The sequence below is a fragment of the Brevibacterium sp. H602 genome (genome assembly GCF_051172395.1).
Classification (GTDB): Bacteria; Actinomycetota; Actinomycetes; order Actinomycetales; family Brevibacteriaceae; genus Brevibacterium.
On sequence record NZ_JBPIZD010000007.1, the window covers coordinates 152,574 to 176,724 of the forward strand.

The 24,151-nt window shown below is 65.4% G+C and carries 21 protein-coding genes; 8 read left to right on the forward strand and 13 right to left on the reverse strand.

All coding sequences use genetic code 11. From position 1 onward, the window contains the following. The first annotated feature begins 44 nt into the window (after positions 1-44). Positions 45-608: a hypothetical protein gene (locus ACSBQT_RS07365; RefSeq protein ID WP_410708663.1), complete on the forward strand. Its 564-nt coding sequence runs from the start codon at positions 45-47 to the stop codon at positions 606-608. 105 nt (positions 609-713) lie between these two features. On the opposite strand, the gene ACSBQT_RS07370 is transcribed toward ACSBQT_RS07365, so the two are convergent. Continuing rightward, a complete protein-coding gene (locus ACSBQT_RS07370) occupies positions 714-1,937 on the reverse strand; it encodes a hypothetical protein (RefSeq protein WP_410708665.1) in 1,224 nt (407 codons plus the stop codon). A 126-nt stretch (positions 1,938-2,063) separates the two neighbouring features. Between ACSBQT_RS07370 and ACSBQT_RS07375 the strand changes: the two genes are divergently transcribed. Then, positions 2,064-3,197, forward strand: a complete 1,134-nt coding sequence (locus tag ACSBQT_RS07375; RefSeq protein WP_410708666.1) for a helix-turn-helix transcriptional regulator — start codon at positions 2,064-2,066, stop codon at positions 3,195-3,197. A gap of 281 nt (positions 3,198-3,478) precedes the next feature. Then, positions 3,479-3,982, forward strand: coding sequence for a hypothetical protein (locus ACSBQT_RS07380; RefSeq protein WP_410708668.1), 504 nt, complete (start codon positions 3,479-3,481; stop codon positions 3,980-3,982). Positions 3,983-4,064: 82 nt separating this feature from the next. Here ACSBQT_RS07380 and ACSBQT_RS07385 read toward each other — a convergent pair whose 3' ends face one another. Both ACSBQT_RS07385 and ACSBQT_RS07390 read right to left on the reverse strand, forming a co-directional pair. After that, entirely contained in the window at positions 4,065-4,508 is a 444-nt protein-coding gene (locus tag ACSBQT_RS07385) for an NUDIX hydrolase (protein ID WP_410708670.1), read from the reverse strand. After that, positions 4,505-5,125, reverse strand: coding sequence for a DNA-3-methyladenine glycosylase I (locus tag ACSBQT_RS07390; protein ID WP_410708672.1), 621 nt, complete (start codon positions 5,123-5,125; stop codon positions 4,505-4,507). Before ACSBQT_RS07390 ends, ACSBQT_RS07385 begins: the two co-directional genes overlap by 4 nt. Before the next feature lie 118 nt (positions 5,126-5,243). Here ACSBQT_RS07390 and ACSBQT_RS07395 point away from each other — a divergent pair, with 118 nt between their 5' ends. Continuing rightward, positions 5,244-6,203: an aspartate dehydrogenase domain-containing protein gene (locus tag ACSBQT_RS07395; protein ID WP_410708674.1), complete on the forward strand. Its 960-nt coding sequence runs from the start codon at positions 5,244-5,246 to the stop codon at positions 6,201-6,203. Positions 6,204-6,370: 167 nt separating this feature from the next. On the opposite strand, the gene betT is transcribed toward ACSBQT_RS07395, so the two are convergent. The 4 genes from betT to aztD all read right to left on the reverse strand — a co-directional run bounded on the left by betT (position 6,371) and on the right by aztD (position 13,166). Continuing rightward, a complete protein-coding gene (gene betT / locus ACSBQT_RS07400; protein WP_435001307.1) occupies positions 6,371-8,452 on the reverse strand; it encodes a choline BCCT transporter BetT in 2,082 nt (693 codons plus the stop codon). A gap of 292 nt (positions 8,453-8,744) precedes the next feature. Next, the gene (locus ACSBQT_RS07405; RefSeq protein ID WP_435001308.1) at positions 8,745-10,124 is read right to left on the reverse strand and encodes a short-chain fatty acid transporter; all 1,380 of its coding nucleotides are present in this window, start codon (positions 10,122-10,124) and stop codon (positions 8,745-8,747) included. 150 nt (positions 10,125-10,274) lie between these two features. Continuing rightward, a complete protein-coding gene (locus ACSBQT_RS07410) occupies positions 10,275-11,654 on the reverse strand; it encodes an NAD-dependent succinate-semialdehyde dehydrogenase (protein ID WP_435001309.1) in 1,380 nt (459 codons plus the stop codon). Between the two features lie 243 nt (positions 11,655-11,897). Beyond that, positions 11,898-13,166, reverse strand: a complete 1,269-nt coding sequence (aztD, locus tag ACSBQT_RS07415) for a zinc metallochaperone AztD (protein ID WP_435001312.1) — start codon at positions 13,164-13,166, stop codon at positions 11,898-11,900. Between the two features lie 170 nt (positions 13,167-13,336). Between aztD and ACSBQT_RS07420 the strand changes: the two genes are divergently transcribed. Then, on the forward strand, positions 13,337-13,690 hold the full coding sequence (locus ACSBQT_RS07420) for a nuclear transport factor 2 family protein (protein ID WP_262778191.1): 354 nt from the start codon (positions 13,337-13,339) through the stop codon (positions 13,688-13,690). A 9-nt stretch (positions 13,691-13,699) separates the two neighbouring features. Here ACSBQT_RS07420 and ACSBQT_RS07425 read toward each other — a convergent pair whose 3' ends face one another. After that, the gene (locus ACSBQT_RS07425; RefSeq protein WP_435001314.1) at positions 13,700-14,620 is read right to left on the reverse strand and encodes a 3-hydroxyacyl-CoA dehydrogenase NAD-binding domain-containing protein; all 921 of its coding nucleotides are present in this window, start codon (positions 14,618-14,620) and stop codon (positions 13,700-13,702) included. Positions 14,621-14,784: 164 nt separating this feature from the next. On the opposite strand from ACSBQT_RS07425, the gene ACSBQT_RS07430 reads away from it, so the two are divergent. Together ACSBQT_RS07430 and chrA are read left to right on the forward strand one after the other, a co-directional pair. Further along, complete coding sequence (locus tag ACSBQT_RS07430; RefSeq protein WP_139468195.1) at positions 14,785-15,648, forward strand: hypothetical protein; 864 nt, start codon at positions 14,785-14,787, stop codon at positions 15,646-15,648. A gap of 129 nt (positions 15,649-15,777) precedes the next feature. Beyond that, complete coding sequence (chrA, locus tag ACSBQT_RS07435) at positions 15,778-17,022, forward strand: chromate efflux transporter (RefSeq protein ID WP_435001316.1); 1,245 nt, start codon at positions 15,778-15,780, stop codon at positions 17,020-17,022. 93 nt (positions 17,023-17,115) lie between these two features. Here chrA and ACSBQT_RS07440 read toward each other — a convergent pair whose 3' ends face one another. From ACSBQT_RS07440 to ACSBQT_RS07460, 5 genes are all read right to left on the reverse strand, one after another. Further along, positions 17,116-18,747 carry a long-chain-fatty-acid--CoA ligase gene (locus ACSBQT_RS07440; protein ID WP_435001319.1) on the reverse strand — a complete coding sequence of 544 codons (1,632 nt, stop codon included), beginning with the start codon at positions 18,745-18,747 and terminating at the stop codon, positions 17,116-17,118. Positions 18,748-18,983: 236 nt separating this feature from the next. Further along, positions 18,984-19,745 carry an enoyl-CoA hydratase gene (locus tag ACSBQT_RS07445; RefSeq protein ID WP_435001321.1) on the reverse strand — a complete coding sequence of 254 codons (762 nt, stop codon included), beginning with the start codon at positions 19,743-19,745 and terminating at the stop codon, positions 18,984-18,986. Between the two features lie 231 nt (positions 19,746-19,976). Next, on the reverse strand, positions 19,977-20,549 hold the full coding sequence (locus tag ACSBQT_RS07450; protein WP_435001323.1) for a GNAT family N-acetyltransferase: 573 nt from the start codon (positions 20,547-20,549) through the stop codon (positions 19,977-19,979). Further along, a complete protein-coding gene (locus ACSBQT_RS07455; protein ID WP_435001324.1) occupies positions 20,549-21,793 on the reverse strand; it encodes a trans-sulfuration enzyme family protein in 1,245 nt (414 codons plus the stop codon). Before ACSBQT_RS07455 ends, ACSBQT_RS07450 begins: the two co-directional genes overlap by 1 nt. 189 nt (positions 21,794-21,982) lie before the next feature. Next, complete coding sequence (locus ACSBQT_RS07460; RefSeq protein WP_410708696.1) at positions 21,983-22,900, reverse strand: LysR family transcriptional regulator; 918 nt, start codon at positions 22,898-22,900, stop codon at positions 21,983-21,985. Positions 22,901-22,986: 86 nt separating this feature from the next. Between ACSBQT_RS07460 and ACSBQT_RS07465 the strand changes: the two genes are divergently transcribed. Further along, the gene (locus ACSBQT_RS07465; protein WP_435001326.1) at positions 22,987-24,105 is read left to right on the forward strand and encodes a YeiH family protein; all 1,119 of its coding nucleotides are present in this window, start codon (positions 22,987-22,989) and stop codon (positions 24,103-24,105) included. Positions 24,106-24,151: the final 46 nt, after the last annotated feature.

The following is a 24,151-nucleotide window of genomic DNA, read 5'->3' on the forward strand; positions in this document are numbered from 1 at the left end:
GAAGTGTTCACCTGCGCGTCAGAAACGTCGCCTATCATCGGTTCATGAACTCATCGGAACTCAGCTCGGACCTCAAGCGCGACGCTCCCAGCGGCACCATCGACACCGCCTTCGTCCTCAAGTTCGAACCGCTCTATGTCCTCACTGATCTCGAGTCAGAGATCTTCAATGACATCGGTCCGAAGACGAAGGTCCGCGAATCGTTCAAACGCAAGCATTTCCTCAAGGTCGCCGAGTGGAAGGCCCTAGGAGTTCTGCCGAGCCTCGAAGAGATCTCGTCCGATGACATCGATTTCGTCACCGGCGTTGCCCTCGACGACGACACACCCAACCGCTTCCGTCTGCCGTTGCTGCAGATGCTGCCCGGAGTGGGAATCCCGATGGCCAGCACGCTGCTCACCGTCGCCAATCTCAAGAAGTTCTCCATCATGGATTCCCGGGCGCTGACCGTTCTGCACGATTTCAATCTCGTGTCCACGGACAATCCGGCGCAGATGGACTATCAGACCTACCGCAAACTCATGAAGTCCCTGGCCAAGGGCGCCAACTGCGCGCCGATCGACCTGTATCGGGCTCTCATCGCCTATTCGCGACGGGAACGGGACTGAGGCTGCAGTTCCCGGGCTCGGCTCTGCCGACGGTCAGGGAACGTCTGGTTCAGCCGTCAGCCGACGACCGTGCGGCTCTGCCGACAGCGTGGGAACGGACCGCACTCAGGCGGCAAGCTCCTGCAGACGCCTCTGCCAGAACACGATCTCCTCGGTCAGTCGGGCCGGGTCGAGACCATCCGCGTACTGGGTGAGCTCGTCCTCCTGCGTCGGTGACATGACTCCCGCTGCCCGCAGACGTTCGAACGGTGTGCGCGGTTCGTCGTAGATTCGCCGCTGCTCGCCATGACCGCCATCGGACCAGCCAGCCGGTTTGCGCGTGGGAGTAAAGTAATTGAGCCGGTCATCGACCGCGCGCCAGAGTCCGTTGAGTGCAGACCGGGCCTCGTCGGTGTCATAGCGGCGGATATTTGCGTACTCATGGACGAGATGCTGATGCCGCGACGCTTCCGGAAGTCGATCGCGGCGGAGATCTTTGAGCACCGGACTGAAGTGGATGTCCAGTCCCCGCGCCCACTTGTCGGTCGCCTCGTGGACGGTGTCATCGGCATTGCTCAGCTCGATGGCATTGACCCAGAAGGGAATCCCCTGCACCTCATCGAGTGACCATTGCAGCACGTCCACCATAGTGTCCGGACCATTGTCGGCAAGACTGCGGGTGAAGACCCAACCGGTGTGCAGGCAGGAGGCGCTGATCGTGAAGACGCAGTTCGAGGCTCGGGTCGGTCCTGCGTGGGCGATGGTGTCGACGAGGAAGAATCCGGGTTCGTACTCGTTCGGTCCCGAAGCGAAGTCGAGGAAGTCTTCGCTGGGACTGGTGAACCGTTTCGTCGACACCCGACGGTCGCGGAAGTCCTCGGCTCGCGCGGTGCGCAGGTACCGGTCGATCGATGCCGGACTGACGGCGAGCAGCTCGGCCCGGACCTCGAGGCTGTAGCCGTCGCGGTCGGGCACCAGAGCGCCATGGCGTTCGGCCGCATCGAGCAGCTGCGGCATCACTGCGGCCAGGTACTTACCGCTCTGGAACCCGGACCATTCCCAGATCCGGACGAGGAGTGCACGCGATTCGGGTGAGTATTTGCAGCACCTCGACAACGGTTGGTCGGCGGGCGGATCATCGTAGGCATCGTCTTCTCCGACGCGGAAGGCCGCCAGGCGGCGCCGCGCATGGTCACGTGACCAACCGGTGAGGATCATGACCTCGTCGAGGATCCACCCTTTGTCCTTCTTCCGTGCCGACGAATACAACTCGAGATAGTCATCGACATCGAATTCTGTTTCAGTTGTCTCTGGGGAAGGAATGCTCTGAATATTCTTCTGATCGTGCATCAATTTTGTTAGTTCCTCCGATTTCGGGGAAGCCACTTCTTTGTTTTCGCTCTGCCCCGGAACGATTTGCATAATGCTATTCTGAGTTCAGGCAGGAGGTCTTCCTAAACGACAGAAGACGCAGAGATGTCACAGACTGCAGCACGACTGCTCGGGTTATTGTCACTGTTGATGGTGCCCCGAACCTGGTCGGGAACCGAATTGGCAGATCGTCTGGAAGTGAGTCCGCGGACCGTCCGGAACGATATCGGCACGCTCCGCGATATCGGCTATTCGATCGACGGCACACGCGGAACCGAAGGCGGATACCGTCTCACCTCGAACGGCGTGGGCATCCCGCCGCTCATGTTCGACGCAGATGAAGCGGTGGCGGTCGCCGTCGGCCTCCACTCGGGGCTGAGCTGCATCATCGGCGGAATGGAAGAGACCTCGGCACTGGCGCTGGCGAAGCTCGAGACGATTCTCCCCGCCGCAGTCCGAGCACGGGTGCAGAGTCTCGCGCACTTCACTGTTCCGGTCGTCGGCAATCAGCCGATGCCGATTGTCGACCCCAACCTCATCGTCACTCTCATCGATCACTGTCGCCGGCGCGAACGCCTGCGCTTCGCGTATCTCGGTGAACCGTCCGACCACTCGCCCGGCAACACAGGCGACTCATGCGCCACAAGCCCAGGCGCAGCGGACCCAGACACAGGTGACTGCCCACAGCGGGACGACCCGAGCAGCGCCTCGGCACACGAGGTCCACCTGGAAGTCGAGGCCTACCGACTCGTCAATCGTCAGCACCGTTGGCACCTGCTGGCCTTCGATCCCAGGGCCGGGGACTGGCGAGTCTTCAGCGCAGAACGCATCGTGCCGAAGACCCCGAGCGGCCCCAGCTTCACTCCACGTCCGCTGCCGGCCGTGGACATCGGTGACTTCGTCGAACGACACGCCACGGAACCCAGGTGGCGGCATTCGGCCCAAGTCGTCGTCGATGCCCCGGCGGCCTCGGTGATGAAGAAGCTCGCGTCCGCCGAAGGCACGGTCGAGGCGCTCGAGGGCGACCGGTGTCTCGTCACTGTCGGCGGCCAGAGCCTGACCACGATGGCCCTGGCGCTGGCGCGTTTGGACACCGACTTCACCGTCGTCGACAGTCCCGACCTCCGCGAGTGCCTCCACCGGCTCTCGGTCCAACTCGGCCGCGCGGCCGATGACCAGGCGGTACCCGACAGCGCACCTTCCCGAGCGAAGAATGCGGTTCGCCGAGCAGCGAAATAGGGATAAAGTCACAACCCCGCATAAAAGCCTTTGTGCGAATATGTGAAATTTCGCGGGCATGACAGGTGAGTCATGACCATTCCTTGTCGGCTGAGAACACCGGACGGTAACTTTCCTGGATACGTTTCAGGTATCGGCTCGCTTGATGGCGACTAATCCATTCGGGCCGTTGTCAGCCACAATCCCTAATCCTCTGATCGGAGAAATGAGATGCTTCTGCCGTGCTTCGGCACAGCAACGAGTCCTCGTGCCATCACACTCGATTCCGACGGCAGGCCGCAGTGACAGCAACAGACGACGGACGCTCGATGACGACCGGGCATCTCCGCCGCGCTGAGGACCTCGCGAAGCGCATCCGCCGTACGAACATCATCTATGCCCGCCTCTATGGGCCGCTGGTCATGCTGGTCATCGCCGCATCGTTCTTCCCCTACTACTCCCCCGAACCGGACAGTTCGGTCACGTACGGGAACCTGTGGCAGGAAGTTCTCATCATCGGTCGCGGCGTCGATGTCTTCGCGCTCTTCGCTCTGCTGTTCACCACCGGGCTGCTGTGCCTGGCAGCGGTGGGCCGCACGACAATCGCCGTCCTGATCGCGATCCTCACCGGCGCGATCGTCATCGGCTGCACCCTCCTGCAGGCACCCGGCTACGTCAGTCCACCGGCGCTGACGATCTTCGGCATCATCGACATCTCGCTGAGCTTCCTCATCGCCGCGATCACCTTGGTGCACTCCCTGCACCTGTTCGCACTCGACCTCGGGTTCCAGCGTCGCACCGCATGAAACCAGCGCCGGATTGCCAAAGTGCACCCCGTCCAGCCTGAAAGCAGCGTCGCACCGGGTAGGACGACAGCCTTTCACCCGATCAGCCGACCGATCTCCCCGCGGCCTGCAGTGTCGGGATGACCTCGTTGCGGGTCAGCGGCGCGAATTGGCGGATATCGGTGTCCGCGGGCAGCGGGTCTATGGGAAACCATCCGGCTTCGGCGATCTCGGCCAGATGCGTGATGTTCTCCACATCGAGTGCTTCCGGCAGACCGTCATAGCAGAACACGTCACCGATGACACGGTGATCGGCTTCGTTCGCCGCCGCGGCAGCGAAAGTGCCCAAGGCGTGCAGTCGGTGACGGTCCAGATCGAGTCCGAGCTCCTCGGCGATCTCACGGACGATGGTGTCCTCAGCGGTCTCCCCGTCTTCGGGTTTGCCGCCGGGCAGCATGAAGGAACTGGTCCCTGCCTTGCGCACCATGAGCAGTTCCCGGCGCTGCGGGTGGAGAAGGACGAGCGCGGAGACGCGGATGTCATTCATTCCGACCACACTCCGGACGCGCCTCGGCGGTGGGAATCGAGCAGGTGCGTATCGACCATGCCGATGGCCTCCATCAGCGCATACATCGTCGTCGGCCCGACGAAGCGGAACCCCTTCTTCTTCAGCGCCTTCGACAGTGCCACGGATTCCGGTCCGGTCGTCGGGATCTCGGCAATGGTACGCGGTCGCGGGGTCTGCGCAGGCTGGAACGACCACAGGAACGCATCGAGTCCGCCGTCTTCACGCAGTTCGATCACGCGCGCGGCATTGTTGATGCAGGCTTCGATCTTGCCGCGATGGCGGATGATCCCGGAATCGGTCAGCAGCTGTTCGATCTCGCCTTCGCCGAAGCGGGCCACGGCATCGGGATCGAATCCGGCGAAGACCTCGCGGAACCGCTCGCGCTTCTTCAGAATCGTCAGCCACGACAGTCCGGCCTGGAACCCTTCGAGGCTCATCCGCTCGAACAGCCCCGCCTCGTCGTGGACGGGCAGACCCCACTCGCTGTCGTAGTAGTCCAGCAGCATCGGGTCACCGTATGCCCACGGGGTGCGGGCAAGTCCATCGTCACCGGTGACGGCTCCCCCTGATGCGCTCGGCTGTGATTCGTCGTCCATCCTGCAACCGTATCGCGTCGCACTGACATTGCCCGCGCACCCCCAACACTCCGGCCACCCGCAGCTGTGATCTCACCGTTGTGAGCCTAGTGTCAGCCGTCTCCGATAGGGTGCGGCCATGCCTTCAGTGCTCCTCCTCGGCTTCGGTGCCATCGGCCGCCACGTCGCTCGGCTGCTCTCTCCCGAGCTCGAAGCCGGGGCGTTCAACCTGACCGCCCTGGTCTCGGATCGGACCAAGCACAGAGGTCGCCCGAATCACGGCGCCGAGGTGGTCGACCTCCCCACGCTCACCACCCCGGTTCACGAACCGGCCCCGTCGTTGCCTGTTCCGTCGTCGACGCAATCACCGTGGCCGAGGATGTTCGACCGCTTCGATGTCATCGTCGAATGCGCTGGGGTTCCCGCTGCTGCCCGATTCGGCCCCGCCGTCATCGCGGCCGGTCGCCCTCTCGTGCTCACCAGTGTCGGAGCCATGGCCGGTCCCGACACCCGCGCGGGTCTGCTCGGCGGACCCGGCCACCTGCATGTGACCAATGGGGCGATCGGCGGAGTCGATGTGCTCGAGGCGGCGGCTCAGTCCGATGGCCTCGACAGCGTCGAAATCACCACTGCGAAGGAGGCGAGCGGACTCATCCGACCGTGGATGTCCGAGAACGAAGCCGAGCGTCTGCGCGGTCTCCGCCCCGAGGACGGCCCTCTGACGGTGTTTGAGGGCAATCCCGCCGAGGCGATCGAGAAGTTCCCCGCCAACGTCAACATCGCCGTCGCCCTCGCTTGGGCCACCCGCGGACTGAGTTCTGTTCCATCGGCCTCAGACTCAGGAGTCAGAGCGGCGTCGACCGACACTGGGCCTGAACGCACCGATGCCGACTTGCTCGGTGACTCTTTGGAGAGGGTGCGGGTCGTGCTCCAGGCGATCGCCGGGCAGACCCAGTCCGCCCACCGAATCCGGGCGTCCGGGGCCGCAGGGGAATTCGCCTTCGACATCCGATCGACGCCGAGCCCGGAGAACTCTGACACCAGCGGGCTCCCGGCCCTGTCCGTCGCCCGCACCCTGCGCACCGTGATGGCGGGGTGATCGCCTGGCCGCCCCCGAGCCCACCACGCAGCGTCCGCCGGCCTCGGCGCCGGCGATCGACGCATCCTCGGTGAGTGAAACGACGACGCCCGGGACCGCCGGCCGTCAGGCCAGAGATCCCGGGCGCTGCTCTCACCCGCCGGTTTCAGTCATCCGGACATCGCGATTCAGTCATCGCCGTGGATGATGTTCTCCTGCAGTTGGAGGAATTCGACGTGGCGCTGGTACTGGTCGAGCACGTCATCGATGATCTGCTCCTTCGAGAAGCCCATGATGTCGTAGCCCTGACCGGTGCCGCCGTCGAGGTAGACCTCCATCCGGTAGTAGTCCTCGCCGGTTCCGCGTGGGACCATTCCACCGAATGACGGCACGCTGACCTTGTGCGGCCACACCTGATAGCGGAACGGATACTCCCCGTCTCCGTCGACCTCGAACTGGAAGAGTTCGCCGTCGTCGACGAACACGCCTTCGGAATCAACGCGACCGCACCGCGACGAGATTCCGCGGCCTTCCATCTCTTCAGCCACCTCGTTGAGGGTGGGGATGAGGACCTTCTGCTCGAATTCCTTCGCGCGTGCCTGGTTCGGGAAGGACAGCACCCGTCCGAGCTGCCGCTGCCAGGTCTCGTGACCGGGGCCCCGAGAGCGACGAGCCAGCGAGCCGGGCAGGGTCGTATCGACGCTGTCGACGCGGTTCGCCTCGACTCGCAATGCCTTGTACAGACCGATCATGACGAGGATGACGACGAAGGCGAAGGGCAGGCCCATGATCACCGTCGCGTTCTGCAGCGCGCCGATTCCCCCGACGAGCAGCATCGCCACCGTCAGGGCGCCGGTCAACAGCGCCCAGAAGATGCGCAGTCCGCCGCGGCCGTCCTCGGAGGGGTTGCGCAGGTTCGACGACAGATTCGCCATGACCAGGGCAGCGGAGTCCGCGGTGGTGACGTAGAACAGCAGTGCGGTGAGCGTAGCCAGACCGGCGATGAAGGCGAACGCCGGGTAGCGGGAGAGCAGGTCGTAGAAGCCGCCTTCGGGGCTGGCCATCACCGCCTCACCGAACTTCTTGTCACCGCTGCGGATGATGTCCAGCGCCGAGTTTCCGTAGATCGAGATCCACATGAAGATGTAGATGAACGGGATCGTCAGGGTGCCCAGCACGAACTGGCGGATGGTGCGTCCGCGAGAGATGCGGGCGAGGAAGAGGCCGACGAACGAGGCGAAGGCGATCCACCAGGCCCAGAAGAACAGGGTCCAGTCGGTCATCCAGGTCCCGGTGTCTTCGAAGGCGAAGGTCTGCCCGGCCATGTTCGGGAACAGTCGAACGAAGTCGGTGACGTTGAGGACGAGGGCGTTGAGCAGGAACTTTGTGTTTCCGGCCACGAGCACCCACAGGCTCAAAGCGATCGCGAGGACGACGTTGAGGATGGAGAGGAACTTGATTCCCTTGTCGACACCGGAGACTGCCGAGAGCGTGGCGACACCGACTCCGACGACGACGATGCCGACCTGAGTGGCGGTGCCGATCGGGATCCCGAGAACCGTGTTGAGGCCGACGTTGACCATGACGACGCCGATGCCCAACGAGGTGGCCACACCGAAGATCGTGCCGAGCAGGGCGGCGAAGTCGACCGTCTCGCCCAGAACACCGTGGACGCGTTTGCCGAAGATCGGGGCCAGCGCCGAACGGATCGCCAGCGGCATGTTCATCCGGTAGGCGAAGTAGGCCAGGGCCATGCCCATCAGGGCGTAGAGTCCCCAGCCGCTCAAACCGTAGTGGAAGAGCGCCCACACGGTGGATTCGCGAGCGGCGTCGACCGTTTCGGCCTCGGTGCTCGGCGGGGTGAGGTACATCGTGACCGGTTCGGCCACGGCGAAGAACATGAGATCGGTGCTGATGCCGGCGGCGAAGAGCATCGACGCCCAGGCGACGAGCCCGAATTCGGGTTTCGAGTGTTCGGGGCCGAGCTTCGTATTGCCGTAGCGGGAAGCCGCCAGGTAGATGACGAAGACGAGGACGGCGAGGACGAGGAGGACGTAGAACCAACCGAACCAATCGGAGGTCCAGCCGACGACGGCACCGAGGACCGCCTCGGCGTTGGTCGGTGAGATGAGGGCCCATGCGGTGATGGCGATTGCCACCAGGGCCGTCGCGATGAACACCCGCTTATTCACGGGTGGCAGCGACGGCTTCACCTCGGCCTTCGCTTCTCCCTTCGGTTCACCCGGCGGGGTGTCGACTGATGCTGACATGATTGTGCTCCTTATCCGGACGCTGCTGCGTCGTGGCATCGGACCCGGTCGAACAGGGTGCTCAACCGAGCATGATCAACGGCTGTTGCTGAATGAGATTCCGTCCTCGCCGATCCCCGGCTCCCCGGGGACGGCCAACAACGGAGGTTACCACATAGACACTTAGGGTCACTTATCCTGTTATGCCAAGCGAATCTTCAGATCAGCGACTCACCCTCGCCGAGGGGGTATCTCCCGGCCGTCGTATCGACGATTCCTTTCCGCCCACCTCAGTGAGAAGGATCACCGGGTTTCACAGGGAGACGAAGAGCAGCGCGGCAGCCATCACCACCCCGGAGCCGAGGAACGTGATGACGGTGTAGCCGAGGATGTCGCGCATCTTCAGTCCGGCGATCGCGAGCACCGGCAGCGCCCAGAAGGGCTGGAGCATGTTCGTCCACTGGTCGCCGTAGGACACGGCCATGATCGCGATCGACGGATCGACGCCGAGCTGATTGGCCGCGTCGAGCATGATCGGCCCCTGCACGGCGAACTGGCCTCCGCCGGAAGGGACGAAGAAGTTGACGAGTCCGGCCGAGAGCAGGGCGAGGACACCGAAGGTCGTGGTGTTCGAGATCGAGACGAAGGCATCGGAGAACACGGCGATGAGTCCGGTGCTCGACATGATGCCGAGGATTCCGGCGTAGAGCGGGAACTGCAGGAGGATCTCGCCGACGTTCGACGCCGCCTCCTTCGTCAGGTGGATGAGCTCGAACGGGTTGCGCACAAGCAGGAGGATGAGCGCGAGGAACGACCAGTTGACGATGTCGAGGGTCAGTCCCCCGCCCTGGGCGAAGTGGATGATGAGGTAGGCGACAAGAGCGAGACCGACGATGAGGGTGAGCACTCGTGAGGCGTCGATGCGGTCGGCGGGGGTGACGACTTCTTCATCAACCTCGGACTGCTTCTCCGAGCTCACCGAGGCGGGGAGTTCGTAGACGGTGGCGCCGGCCTTGGGTGCGACAAGGAAGAAGAGGAGAGCACAGACGATGATGACTCCGGCGATCGCCAGCAGGTTCCAGCCGGCGAAGATCGTCTCCGACACCGGGATCGTCTGTCCGCCGAGCGATTCGGAGAGGAAGGAGTCCGGTGTGGCCGCGGTCAGCGGACCCGATCCCGAATAGCCCATATGCCAGACGACGAATCCGGAGTAGCCGGCGGCGACGAGCAGCGGGAAGTGGACCTTGATGCCGCGTTCGCGTGACTGCACGGCGATCTCACGGGCGAGCAGGGCGCCGACGACGAGACCGAGGCCCCAGGTGATGAGGCTGGCGAGCGCGGCGACGACGAAGACGAAGACATAGGCGAAGGTGGCGTTGCCGGGAACGCGAGCGAGCCAGGTCAGCAGCCTCCGCACGGGTCCGGTGTTGGCGAGGATGTGCCCGAGCAGGAGGATCAGGCACATCTGCGTCATGAACTCGAGCAGACCGGCCAGTCCCTCACCCCAGCCGGTGACGACGTCCGTCGGTCCGGCGTCGGTGAAGATGAACGCAAGGACGGCGACGATGAGGGTGAGGACGATAGCGAAGGTCAGGGCCGAGGGAATCCACTGTTCGAGGAATCGGTTGACCGGCCGCATGATCCCTTTTGAGGCTGCGGCGTTGACCTGGGTCGACGGCTTCGGTGCCGACATGGGAAGACCTCCCGCTGAGAATTATGAGAATTGGCTGTGCGTGGTCTCAGCATACAATCAGGGCGCTGTCCCTGTAAGAGACAGCGCCCTGATCGCGATCACAACCCGGTCACGATCGGCGTTCGAATCCTCAGGCTCCGATCGTATCGGTCAGTCCTGTTTGTACACGAGCTGCTTGTTGACGAATTCGTCCATCGCCAGCGGCCCGAGTTCCCGGCCGACGCCGGAGCGCTTGACTCCGCCGAAGGGCAGGTATTCGCGGCTTCCTTCGGGAGCGTTGAGGAAGACCATTCCGGAATCGATCTGGTCTCCGACGCGTTCGGCACGGGCGATATCGGTCGAGAACACGGCGGCCCCCAGTCCGAACGGGGTGTCGTTGGCGAGTTCGACGGCCTCCTCTTCGCTGCTGACCTTGTAGACGATGACGGCGGGGCCGAAGAGCTCTTCGTAGTATCCGCGCATGCCCTTCTGCACATCGGTGAGGACGACGGGTTCGACATAGGCGCCGCCGCCGTCGTATTTCTTGCCGCCGGCGAGCAGGGTCGCACCCTGGCTGACGGTGTCCTGGACCTGCTCGACGAATCGGTCGGCGGCGGCCACCGACGACAGCGGGGACAGGCGAGAGCCTTCCTCACCCGGCGTCACCGGGGTGACCTTCGCGGCCGCCTCGGTGATGGAGGAAACGAAGTCGTCATAGATGTCGTCCATGACGATCATCCGCTTGGGCGAGTTGCAGGCCTGGCCGGTGTTGCCCATGCGGGTGTCGAAGAACGTCTTCGCGGACTTCTGGACGTCGTCCGTGTCGAGCAGAATATAGGGGTCGGATCCGCCGAGTTCGAGTACGACCTTCTTGAGGTTCTTTCCGGCCTCGGCAGCGACGGCGGCACCGGCGCGTTCGGAACCGGTCAGGGACACTCCGTGGTTGCGCGGGTCGGGCAGGATGATGTCGGCGACCTGCTCGTTGCTGGCGTAGATGTTGATGTACGCGCCTTCGGGCAGGCCTGCCTCGATGAAGATCTCTTCCATGATCTGTGCCGAGCGGGGGCACTGCGGGGCGTGCTTGAGCAGGATGGTGTTGCCCAGGGCCAGGTTCGGGGCGGCGAAGCGGGCGACCTGGTAGTAGGGGAAGTTCCACGGCATGATGCCCAGCAGCGAGCCGACGGGCTTGCGGCGGATCATGGCGGTGGCGTCCTTGGGTCCGCGCAGTGGTTCGTCGGCCATGAAGGCTTCGGCGTTGTCAGCGAAGTACTTGTAGATCATCGAGCACAGCTGGACTTCGCCCTTGCCTTCGGGCACGGATTTGCCCATTTCGAGCTTGATGACTTCGGCGAGCTCTTCGGCGCGTTCGGCGTAGATCTCGGACACGCGGGTCAGCAGTGCGGCGCGCTCGGCTACCGTGGTCCGGCTCCACTCGTCGAATGTCGTCGCCGAACGATCGAGGGCGGCGAGGATCTCGGCATCGGTGGCGGTGGGGAATTCTTCGGCGACCTGGCCGGTCGCCGGGTCGGTGACGCGATACATGGTGGTCATGGCTGTCCTCTTTCACTTCGACGGGGTTGAGGCGATCACCGATGGTGTGATCGCAGGTCCATCCCCCACGCTATGGCGGAACCCCGGCGTCGGCAACGGTGGTCTCACCTCCTGAGCAGATTCCCAGCCATCACCGAGGCGGCCGACCCGACCGGCGGTGCGCTCAGCAACGCCGCCGGCCGAGTCCGTCGAGGCCGTTCCGCCGGTCGGGCCTGGTCCGCCGGTCGGGTTCGTCCCGATCCCTCAGCCGGTGACGCCGGTGAGTTCGTTCGGTGCGTGCGGCAGCGATTTCTCGGCCATCACCTCACCGGATTCGAGGTCGACGATGTGGATCGTCTTCTCCGCCGGATCGCTGACATAGGCGACCTCGCCCTGGACGAAGAGCGTCGGGCGGGCCTTCTGCCATTCGGCGGGCTCTTCCCATTCGTCGATGACCGGGTACTCCTCCGTCACCGAGGCGGTCGCGGGGTCGATGATCTTCAGCTTTCCGTCCGTGGTCAGGACGACGCCCTCCCCGTCGGGTCCGCGGCCCAGTGACCGGAAGCTGTAGGAGGCACCGAGGTCGACGAGCGAGAGCCTGCCGGTCTTCGTATCCGTGACGCTCACCCGTTCGGGACGTTCGAGTTCGGCATCGTCGTCGACTTTGTAATCGCCGAGGATGTACTGCGATTCGTCGCTTCCGGACTGGTTGCCGATGCGACCGAAGGAGTCGGGAGCGTCGATCTTCTCGAACTTCCCTTCTTTGTACAGCAGGATTCCGTCCTCGCAGCCGAGCGCGATGACCTCGTCCTTCGCAGCGGCTTCGCCGTGGACTCCGGGGCATTCGTCGCTGCTCGCGATCTCTTTGCCGGAGCTGTCGACGACCTTCGCACCCGAGCGTTCGTCCTCGGTTCCGACGGTGTGCAGCATCGACCCGTCGGCGAGTTTCACGGCGACACCGTGGTGGGGTTCATCGGCCTCGGCGACCTGGGGCTTCGGGGCACCGTCGGAGAAGTCTTCGGTGTCGAAGGTCTGGATCTTGCCGTCGCCGTCGCCGAAGAGCACGTTGGTCTCGCCGTGGTTGACGACGTGTCCGGGCAGTTCGGTGTCGAAGACGGTGTCGGTGAGCTGCGGGTCGGCCGCATAGCTGTGGGTGTGGTCGCCGTGCGGCTGGGTCCAGACTCCGGCGTCGAAGAGGCGGAAGCCTTCGGCGACGGAGACCATGAGGTGGCGGCCGTCGCCGACGGGGTTGAGGCGGTTGAAGCCCTCAATCTTCGTGTCGTCGATGACCTCGAGCGTCGTCGCGTCGAGGGTGAGGATCCCTCCGTCGTAGGTGGTCACGATCCGCGGCTGGGCGGCGGCGAGCTCCTGGGCGTGCCCTGTGTCGTCCTTGTCGTCTGCGGTGCCTGCGGTCTTCTTGTCCGCACTGCCCGCGTCGTAGTCGGTGGCGTCGTCGCCGGCTTGGCAGCCGGTGAGCAGCAGCGCCGAGGCGACCACCGCAGATCCGAGCATCGTGTGGTGTCGTTTCATCATTCGCACTCTCTAGTTAGTGAGACTCGTTATCATTAGTAGGTCGATACTAACCCGATGTGAGGCAGATATGCGAAATGAGGTCGCCGTCGGTGACGAAGGGAGACTCACGGGCCGGTGTGGGGCCGACGGCCGGTCCCGACTATGGCTTGAGTCACTGTTACGGTGGTGCTATGGCCAGTGTGACTGAACTCGTGAAGCGCTACTACACCACCGTCGATGCCGGAGACGCGGACGCCACCTCGGCGCTGTTCGCCGCCGATGCCAGCTATGATCGGCCGGGCTATCCGACGATGGTCGGCCAGCAGATCACCGACTTCTACCACGGCGAACGCGTCATCGAATCCGGTGCGCATTCGCTGCAGGAGATCCTCGTCGACGGTGATCGCGCATCCAGTCGCGGCGTCTTCAGCGGCCGCCTCAAGGACGGCTCTGAGACCTCGGTGGGCTTCGCGGACTTCTTCCTCTTCGACACCGAGGGCCTCATCGCCGAACGCACCACGTACTTCTACCAAGCAGCGGTCTGAGCCCCGGCCTCAGCGCCCCTGACCGCGGGCGTCGAGCACCGCCTTCTGGATCCGATCGCGGACGGCCGCGGCCTGTGGAGTCGGCGTCGGGCCATAGGCTTCTTCGACCTGCTCGAAGACGTCTTCCATGCCTGCGGGGTCGACGTCGACGGGCAGATCCTCGATGGCGGCGAAGGCCGGGCCGATATGGTCCATGAACCCGCGGATCCCGGCCTCTCCCCCGCCGAAGTGCATGCCTTCGAACTGACCGATGGCCGACCAGCGCAGACCCAGCGAATTCTTCATCACGGTGTCGAGTCCCTCGGCGGTGACGACTCCGTTCTGCACGAGCGAGATCGCCTCCTTCATCAGCGCGTTCTGGAGCCGGTTGCCGACGAATCCGCGGATCTCACGCCCGAGCACCACCGGTTCGCGCCCGCAGCTGCGGTAGAACTCGACCGCGGCCTCCACGGTCTCCTGGGAGGTCTGCGGCGACGGCACGACCTCGACGAGCGGCATGAGGTGCGGCGGATTGAACGGGTGGCCGACGATGACGCGAGCTGCCGCGGACTCCGGCAGTGCGGCCGCGATCATTGAGGCCGGGATCGTCGACGATGACGTGGCGAACACGGCTCCGGCCGGAGCCGCCTCGGCGATCTGAGAGAACAGCACCGGCTTCGATTCGGGGTCCTCAGGACCGGATTCCTGGACGAAGACGACACCTGCCACCGCAGCCTCGACGGATTCGGCGAGTTCAACGGTGCCGACCTGCGAGGCCAGCTCATCTCTGGCGGAGGCATCGGCGGTGACGTCCGCCTGCAGTCCCGCGACCACCTCGGCGAGGTCGCGACGCGGGTCGAAGACCCGCACCGTGTACCCGCTGCGGGCGAAGAGGAAGGCGAACGATCGGCCGATGGTTCCGGCGCCGATGACGGCGACTGTTGAGCTCATGCGACCAGGCTATACCTGCCCCACCTGCTCGGGCGGCGAAGTTCACTGGGATGTGCCAGGGCATTCACCCAAGCATGCGCCGGCCGGCATCGACGCGTTGACCGTAGTCGAATCGTTGCCGTGCGCTTCCCGCCCGGGCCACGACCTGGTGGCACAATGTCACCATGAGCGCGAACCCAGAACTGAGAACAGTGGACTCGGAGATCATCGCCCTGGCGGAGGACGAATACGCCGCCGCGGCGGAAACCGCGCGCATCGAGGTGCGCGAGATCCACACCGCCGACGAGGCGGCCAAGGCCTCACTGCTGCTCGACGAAGTCTGGAACGTCGACGAGACCGGCACGAACGTGTTCGAACCCAGTCTCATCATCGCCTTCGCCCACGCCGGCAACTATGTCTCCGCTGCGTACAGCGTCGACGAACCCGACGAGATGATCGGTGTGACCATCGGCTTCTTCGGTCAGCCTTTGGGTTCGGTCATGCATTCGCACATCGCCGGAGTCCGCCATCAGATCATCGGCCGCGGTGCCGGATCCGCGATGAAGCTGCACCAGCGTCTGTGGTGCCTCAACCTCGGCATCACCGAGATGACCTGGACTTTCGACCCGCTCATCGCCCGCAATGCGTACTTCAACTTCCAGCGTCTGGGTGTCGGCATGGTCGAATACCTCGAGGATTTCTACGGGCAGATGCGCGACGGAGTGAACTCCGGCCAGGCCAGCGACCGGATGATGGTGTCCTGGCCGCTCGACCGTCCGGCACGGGCCTCGGTCGTCGACCCCGGATCGGCCTTCCCCTGCCTGCGCGCCGATGACGACGGCGAACCGCTGCTGAGCGAGGTGCCGAAGGAGACCGAGTTCGTCTCGCTGGATTTCCCCTCCGATATCGAGGATCTGCGCGGCCAGGATGCCGATCTCGCCAGCCGCTGGCGACTGGCGCTGCGCACGGCGCTGACCGGCCTCGTCGGCGACGGCTGGGTCGTCGACACCTGCCTCAAGGGCGGCACCTACCTCCTCCACCATCCCTGAGAGTTCACCTTCGCTGCCCGTTCGCCCGGCGCGGCGGGTCTGTTCGCGCTGCCGGCAGCTGCCCCGTTCACCTCGGCGTCACCTGATCCGTGTTCACTGAGGTGTTCACTTAAGCGAAGCGGAGGACCGATGAACAGTGATGCGGCGGCCACACATCAGCCTGGTGCGGCACCCCTCGCCGAGGTGGCCGGATCGTTCCTGCGCCTCGGCCTGACGTCGTTCGGCGGCCCCGTCGCCCACCTCGGGTATTTCCGCGAGACCTTCGTCGGCCGCCGTTCCTGGCTCGACGACCGCGAATACGCCGACCTCGTGGCCCTGTGCCAGATGCTGCCCGGCCCTGCGTCGAGCCAGGTCGGCATGGGACTCGGGCTGCGCCGTGCGGGCCTGCCCGGGCTCGCGGCCGCGTGGGTGAGCTTCACTCTGCCGTCGGCGATTCTGCTCACCCTCTTCGCGTTGGGGCTCTCGGCCTTCGGTGACCTCGGCGATGCCGGGTGGCTGCTCGGACTCAAGGCCGCCGCGGTGGCTGTCGTCGCCGGTGCCGTGCAGTCGATGGCGAAAACGCTGACCCCGGATGCCCGCCGGGCGAGCATCGCCGCTGCCGCCCTCATCCTCATGCTCGTCATCCCGAATTCGATGGTGCCGACGGCGCTCGTCCAGATCGCTGCGATCGTCCTCGGTGGAGTCCTCGGCCTCGTGTGGCTGAAACGGCCCGACAAAAGTCGGAAAGAGAAGGAATCCCCCGGGAGTAAGGTCGGCTCCCGCGGCGCCAGACGGCTGGGCATCGCCTCCCTCATCGCCTTCGCCGCTCTGCTCCTCGGACTGCCCGCACTCACCGCGGCGACCGGGGATGCGACCATTCGCCTCATCGATATCTTCTATCGGGCAGGGGCCCTGGTCTTCGGCGGAGGTCATGTCGTCCTGCCCCTGCTCGAGGCCGAACTCGTGCCCACCGGGCTGGTCGACCACGACACGTTCCTCGCCGGCTACGGTGCCGCACAGGCAGTCCCCGGTCCCCTATTCACCTTCGCGGCGTTCCTCGGAGCGTCGATGACAACGGGACCGGCCGGCATCCTCGGTGCCGGCATCGCCCTGCTGGCGATCTTCCTTCCGGCGGGTCTGCTGGTCGTCGGGATCCTGCCGTTCTGGGAGCGGCTGCGTGCTTGGGAACCGGCGACGGCGGCACTGACCGGAGTCAATGCCGCCGTCGTGGGGCTGCTGGGGGCCGCGCTCTACGATCCAGTGTTCGTCGAGGGGATCACCTCACCGGCGACCCTGGCGCTGGCCGTCGCCGCCTTCGTCGCCGGGACCATGTGGAAGGCCCCGGCGTGGGCGACGGTGATCGGCGCCGGAGTGCTCGGCTGGCTGCTGCTGTGACCGCTCGAGCCCAGGGACCGACCGGTCTCGACCCGGGTCAGGACTGACCGATCCCTGCCCGGATCAGTCCCTACCTTGCTCAACCAGCTGAGATCAGGACTGTTCCCAGTTCTTGCGCAGCAGCTTCTTGTCGAGTTTGCCCACCGAGGTGCGCGGCATCTCCTCGACGACCTTGACCTCGTCAGGCATCTGCCACTTGGCGAAACGAGCACTCAGCGTTTCGACGATCGACTCACGGGTCACCTCGGCGCCGGGATTGGCCACCACATAGGCGATCGGGCGCTCATCCCACTTCTCATCGGGGACGCCGATGACGGCGGCCTCGCTGACGTCGGGATTGTCGAGGATCGCGTTCTCCATGTCGATCGACGAGATCCACTCGCCTCCGGACTTGATGACGTCCTTGAGTCGGTCGGTGATCTTCAGGTAGCCGTACTGGTCGATGGTGCCGACGTCGCCCGAACGCCACCAGCCGTCGAGGAACCTGTCGGCATTGTCGGGCAGCTGGTAGTAGGACTCGGTGATCCACGGGCCGCGCATGAGGAGCTCGCCCATGGACTTTCCGTCGCGTGGCAGCTCATTGCCCTCGGGATCGACAGTCTTCATTTCGACACCGATGATCGGCAGGCCCTGCGAGCGCTTGAGGTCCCACTTCTGTTCCTCGTCGAGGTCGAGACCGGGACGGATCTTCCAGTTCGTCGACGCCAGCGGGGTGGTTTCGGTCGCCCCGTAGCCGTGGATGACGTCGGCCCCGGTGACCTCCTTGAACCCGCGCATCATCGACAGCGGCGGCTCGGACGATCCGGAGACGAGACGGACACCGCTGAGATCCGGAGCCTGAGGCATCTTCTTCATCATCTGCAGCATCGGCCCGAAGATGGCGGGGGCGCCGTTGGCCAGAGTGACCTTCTCCTCGACGAAGGCCTGCGCGATGGCACCGAACTCCTCGGCGGCGAACTTGCCCGGCAGGACGAGCTTGGCGCCGGCGGCCACAGCATTCTGCGGGAAGCCCCACGACAGAACATGGAACATCGGGGTGATGGGCATGACGCAGTCGTCGAAGTTCGCGTGGAGTGCGGCCAGACCGCCCATCGTGTGCAGGTAGATCGACCGGTGCGAGTAGTACACACCCTTGGGGCGGCCGGTGGTGCCGGTGGTGTACCCGGCGTAGGCGGCGGTCTTCTCATCGACGACGGGCCAGTCGTAGGTCTCGGACTTCTCCGCGATGAGGTCTTCGTAGGAGACGACATTGGTCAGGCTCGTCTCGATCTCGGCGCTCGGCTTGTCGGTCATGACGACCCAGCCCTTGACATCGAGCTTCGGAGCCAGCGATTCGGCCACGGCCAGCAGCGATTCGTCGACGAAGATCCAGTCCGACTTCGAGTGGCTGACGACGTAGGCGAGGTCCTCGGGAGCCAGGCGCAGGTTGAGCTGGAGCATGGTCGCGGCCACACCGGGCACGGCGAAGTAGAGCTCGAGGTGGCGGCGGGAGTTCCAGTCGAGGACTCCGACCATGGATCCGGCGCCGACGCCGAGGTCGGCGAGTCCGTGGGCGAGCTGCGCCATGCGCTTGAACTCGTCGGCGTAGTTCGACCGGCCCCAAGAGCCGTCCGAACGACGGTAGACGACCTCGGCATCACCGAAGACGGTGGCTGCATGGCGGATGAGGCTGGTGGTGTTGAGCTGGTAGCTGTCGCCCAGGGTGGACGGAATTCCTGTCAGCATGAGACTCCTTCGTTCTTGCTCCGGTCCCTCCTCGTCGCTGTGGCCGCGACGGGAGAAGAATCGTGATCGCCGGTTTCGTGGTGGGCGGTCGTCACCATCACATCAGGTGCGGAGGCGGCGCGGTTGCAGACGCCTCGATTCGTGGTCAAACAGTTATCAACCGGTCCGCGGTCTGGCCGTTACGGACCATTGGGCGGTCCGGCAGTCATGAACCGGTTCGTCCGCGCCATCCCGCATCATTCCCCGGTGAAGCCGGGTGCTCTCTTGTCGAGGAAGGCGGCGACCCCCTCGGCGAAATCTTTGCTCGAACGCAGCGCATCTTGGCCTTCGACCTCGCGGGCGAACGACGCGTCGACTTCGGCCAGGCTGGCCCGGTTGATCGCTCGCTTCGACGCTGCCAGGGCGCGCGTGGGGCCCTGCGCGAAGACCGCGGCGACTTCTCCGGCACGTTCCAGATGGCGTCCCGCCGGGACGACCTCGCTCGCCAGTCCCCAGTCGAGGGCGTCAGCAGCCTGCAGCTTCTCTCCCGTCAGCGCCAGGCGCAGTGTCCGGTGACGTCCGGCCGAGGCGGCGACCAGGGCGGTCGAGCCTCCGTCGGGCATGAGCCCGATCTTCGTGAAGGGAAGCATGAGATAGGACTTCTCGCTCATCACCAGATAGTCGCAGGCCAGGGCGAGGGAGCAGCCGATGCCGGCTGCCGGCCCGGACACCGCCGCGATCGTGGGGATGGGCAGGTCGAGGATCGCAGCGATGATCTTATTCGCTCCGGCGAGGTCGATGCCTTCGCGCTTCGCCACTCCTCCTTGGAGATCAGCTCCAGAGCTGAAGGACCGTTCGCTGCCGGTGAGGATGATGGCACGGGAGTTCGCGGCCGCCTCGGTGAACGCGGTGCCGATGGCCTGGAATGTCTCCTCGTTGAGCGCGTTGAGGCTCTCCGGACGGTTGATGGTCACGGTCGTGACATCACCGCTGACTTCGGTGAGGACGCTGGTGGACAATGCGACTCCTTCGTACGAATCCGATGATCCGGGTAGCTTTCGGGGCTTCTGCTTCCGTCCGCGCTCGGGCCGGCGGAAGCGTCTACCGTCACTTTAACGTACGTTAAGTTGATCTGCGTCACACGTCCGCGCTGCTTCGACCGTCGTCGAAAAACGGGACAAGCGTCGAGAAGCGCCCGCCCACACCCGTGTCTCGACACGCAGCCCGTTTCTCGGCGGAATGCGCGGTGCTCAGGCCAAGGTGGCGTCGAGCTGGGCGGCGGTGAGTTCCCGGTCGGCGAAGACCAGTCTCACGGCGGTCGAGTCGGGATTGCCGGCGTCGGGTGCGCGGTGAACGAGTTCGAGTCCGAGCCTGCGGGCGACCTCTGCCGAGGCGGTATTGGCCTCGAGCAGATACGCCACGACCGGCAGTTCGGGGTCGATGCCTGCCGCGGCCTCCATCGCCTCCCGCGAGACCGCTGTCGCCAGGCCACGCCCCTGTGCTTCGGGCCGGAACCGGTATCCGAGGTTCCAGAACGCTCCGGGTGTGCTGCGTGAGGCACCGGGGCAGGAGACTCCGCGCAGGGAGCAGCCGCAATGGCCGAGGATGTTCCCGCCCGGAATCTGCCTGACCATCCACGGTCCGATTCCGTCGAGTTCCCACTGAGAGGCCAGTCGAATAAGGATCGCTTCGGCCTCTTCCTCATCGGTCAGACGGCCGCTGGGCAGGTGCGTCCAGACCCGCGGGTCGGAGTCGATGGAGAAGAACTGGTCGAGGTCATCCGCGCTGGGCCGGTCGAGCACATAGTCGGGCGTCTGCCTCATCAGGCAAGGGCCGCCTCGAGGTCAGCCCACAAGTCGTCGAGGTTCTCGATGCCGACGCTCAATCGGATGAGTCCCTCGGGCACGGTCACCGGTTCCGACGGGTGTCGGCGGCGCCGTTCGATGAGGGATTCCACCCCGCCCAGGGAGGTCGCCGGCGTCCACAGTCGGACCGCCTCGGCGATGGCGGTGGCCTTGTCCGCGGATTCTGCGGTGAAGGAGATGATCGCGCCGAAACCGTTCATCTGCGCGGCCGCGCGGGCGTGGCCGGGGTCGTTCGGCAGGCCCGGGTAGCGGGTTTCGACGACGGCCGGGTGGGCGGCGAGACGCTCGGCGATGGCCTGGGCGTTGGCCTGCGCGCGGTCGAGGCGCACGGCCAGGGTGCGCAGTCCGCGCAGGGCCAGCCAGACCTCGAAGGGACCGGCGATTCCGCCGCGCATGGAACGTTCCGTGTGCAGTTCTTCGCGCAGTCCGGTGCTGCTGGTCACGACCGCACCGAGGACGACGTCGGAGTGCCCCGCGAGGTATTTCGTCACCGAGTGCACGACGATATCGGCGCCCAGGTCGAGCGGGGTCTGCAGCAGCGGGGTGGCGAAGGTGTTGTCGACGGAGACGAGGAATCCGCGGTCCTTGGCAGCCGCGGTCAGGGCGGGCACGTCAGCGACCTCGAGCATCGGGTTCGTCGGCGATTCGATCCACAGCATTCCCGGCGCCGTCGCCGAGGCGGTCCTTCCCTCAGCGGCCCCCGCCGAGGCGGCCGCCCCCTCCGCTGGGACCCGGCCCGACGTCGACTGCCCCGCTTCATCGAGGGCGGCGATGACCGCCTCGGTGTCGGCGATGTCGACGGTGACGAGGTCGAAGTTCTGCCGCCCGGCGATCTGCTCGGCTGAGGCGAGCGCTCCCTGGTAGCTGTGGGTGGGGATGATCAGGGTGCCTCCGGCGGGCACGAGGCTGATCACGGCCGAGATCGCCGCCAGACCGGAGCCGAAGACCAGTCCGGGCAGGCTCGCATGCTCGAGCTGACCGAGCGCCACTTCGAAGGGCGTCCATGCGGGAGTGTCGAAGCGGGCATAGGCATAGGGCGAATTCGAGATGTCGCCCGCGCTCACGAAGGTCGAGGACAGATCGATCGGCGGGTTCACCGAGGCGCCGTCGACGCGCTGAGGTCGTCCGGTCTCGACGACGATGGTGTCCGGAGCGAACTCAGGATGACGGGCGGGTGAGGAGGCTGGCTCAGGCTGTGTCATGTCCCCAATATATGCCTCACCGCATCACACGGAATCGACAGCGATATTTCGGACACTTTTCCGCAACTCTGAAGGGTTCGCCCGGTGTCCACGGCTTCAGACAGCGCGCAGATTACGGCCCCCTCGGGCTCCGTCACTCGAGCCCCACCACTCGACTTCCGTCACTCGGCTTCCGTCAATCGGGCTCCGTCACTCGAGGTTGTCGACCATGTGCTCAAGCAGCAGACGTGCCCCGGGTGACTGTCGCCGGGTCCGCGCCCATACGGCGTGGAGTTCACGGGTGAGGTCGACGTCGTCGGCCACCGGCAACGGCACCAGACGTCCCGCCCGGAAGTCATCACGCAGAGCGAGTTCGGACAGAACGGCCGGAGCCACGGATGTGGCGGCGGCGATGCGCAGGGCGGAGTTCGATCCGTACTCCCCCGCCACGCGCACTCCCCCCGCTCCGACCAGTGCCGCGTCGATGACCTCCCTCGTGCCCGACCCGATCTCACGCACCAACAGCGGCACCTGCGCCAGCTCCTCGGCGGTGATCGGCTTCGTCCAGGCGTGGGCGAAGTCCGGGGCACAGGCGATCATGAGTCGGTCGCGGCCGACCACCTCGGCGTTGAGATCCTGCGGCAGGGACACGGACTCGATGAGCCCGAGGTCGCAGGTCTGCCGGCGCACCCGGTCGATGACGGTCGCAGAGTTCTCCACCGACAGCCCGATGTCGATCTTCGGATGCGCGGCGCGGAAGGTCGTGAGGTGATGGGGCATGAGGTATTCGGCGACCGTCAGCGAGGCGCTGACCTTGACGGTTCCGGCGCGGGCGTCTTGGATGGCGCGGGCCCCGGCGTAGAGCGTGTCGTAGGCTTCGATGACTTTCGACGCCCATTCGGCGACGGCGCGGCCCTCGACGGTGAGTTCGGTTCCTCGCGGCGAGCGCCGCAGCAGCGGCACCTTGAGATCGCGTTCGAGGTTGCGCAGACTGCGTGAGGCATTCGGCTGGGCGAGATCGAGTCTCGCCGCGGCCTGGCCGATCGACCTGGCGTTGCCACTGAGGGCCACCAGCAGCCCCAGAGCCTGGAGCTCGGGCCAGTTCTTCATATTCCCGAGATCGTGCATATGCTCATCATGACATATCAGATCCATATGGGTTGCGAAGAAATCACCGTCTACTGCGACCGAGCAGGCGTTGACAGACTGAAGTCATGAACCGCTTCGTCTCCCTCTTACCCGGACTCGCCGTCGCCGCTGTGGCCACGGCCGTCGCGTGGCCGATCTCCATGCTCGCCCCCGTGCTCTCACCGCTGCTCGTGGCGATCGTGCTCGGCATCCTTTTGGGCAATCTAGTGCCCAACCTGCCCGAGGCGTTCATGCCCGGACTCAACTTCGCCGCAAAGCCGCTGCTGCGCCTGGGCATCGTCGCCCTCGGCGCGCAGGTTGTGCTCGGCGACATCCTCGACCTCGGCTGGCTTGTCCTTCTCCTCGCCGCCGTCATCGTCGCCGCCGGAATCCTCTCAGCCCTGGCACTGGCCCGACCGCTCAAGGTCGACCGCCCCCTGGCCGTGCTCATCGGCAGCGGATTCGGCATCTGCGGTGCCGCCGCCGTCGCCGGAGTCGAGTCGACCCTGAAGTCGAAGAAGGAGGATGTGGCCGCCGCGATCGGCCTCGTCGTCCTCTTCGGCACCCTGATGATCGCAATCGTGCCCGGACTCTCGACCGCCATGGGCCTGTCCCCGGAGACCGCAGGAATGTGGGGAGGTGCCGCCACCCATGAGGTCGCCCAGGTCGTAGCGATCGGCGGAATCATCGGCCCTGCGGCCCTCGAGATCGCCGTCCTCGTCAAACTCGCCCGTGTCATCATGCTCGCCCCCACCGTCGCCGTGTTCAGCTATGCAGTGCGCCGCAGCGAGGACAAGGCACTGACGAACACCGGCACCGAGGCGGCCGCCGGTTCCGCCGAGACCTCCGCAGCCGCGGGGTCGGGTGGAGAGAGCAACGGGTCGGGTGCATCGGCCGCGGGGGCGGTGTCGACTGCGACGAAGCAGACTCCGGCGCACGGCAAGCGTCCGCCGATCGTTCCGCTCTTCGTCGTCGGCTTCCTCGTCATGGCGGCTCTGCGCACCTTCGGCCTGCTGCCGGAGTTCGCCGTCACCGGACTCAGCTGGATCCAGACCGTGTGCTTGGCAATGGCGATGTTCGCCCTCGGCCGCGGAGTGCAGTGGCGGTCGCTGAAGAACCTCGGTGCCCGACCGATCGCCTTGGCCGCCCTGGTCACGATCATCGTCGCCCTCATCGCCTTAGGCGGAGCCCTCCTCCTCACCTAACCCTCCCAATTGCTACCCGACGGCGGCCCAGCAACCTCGCGCGAGG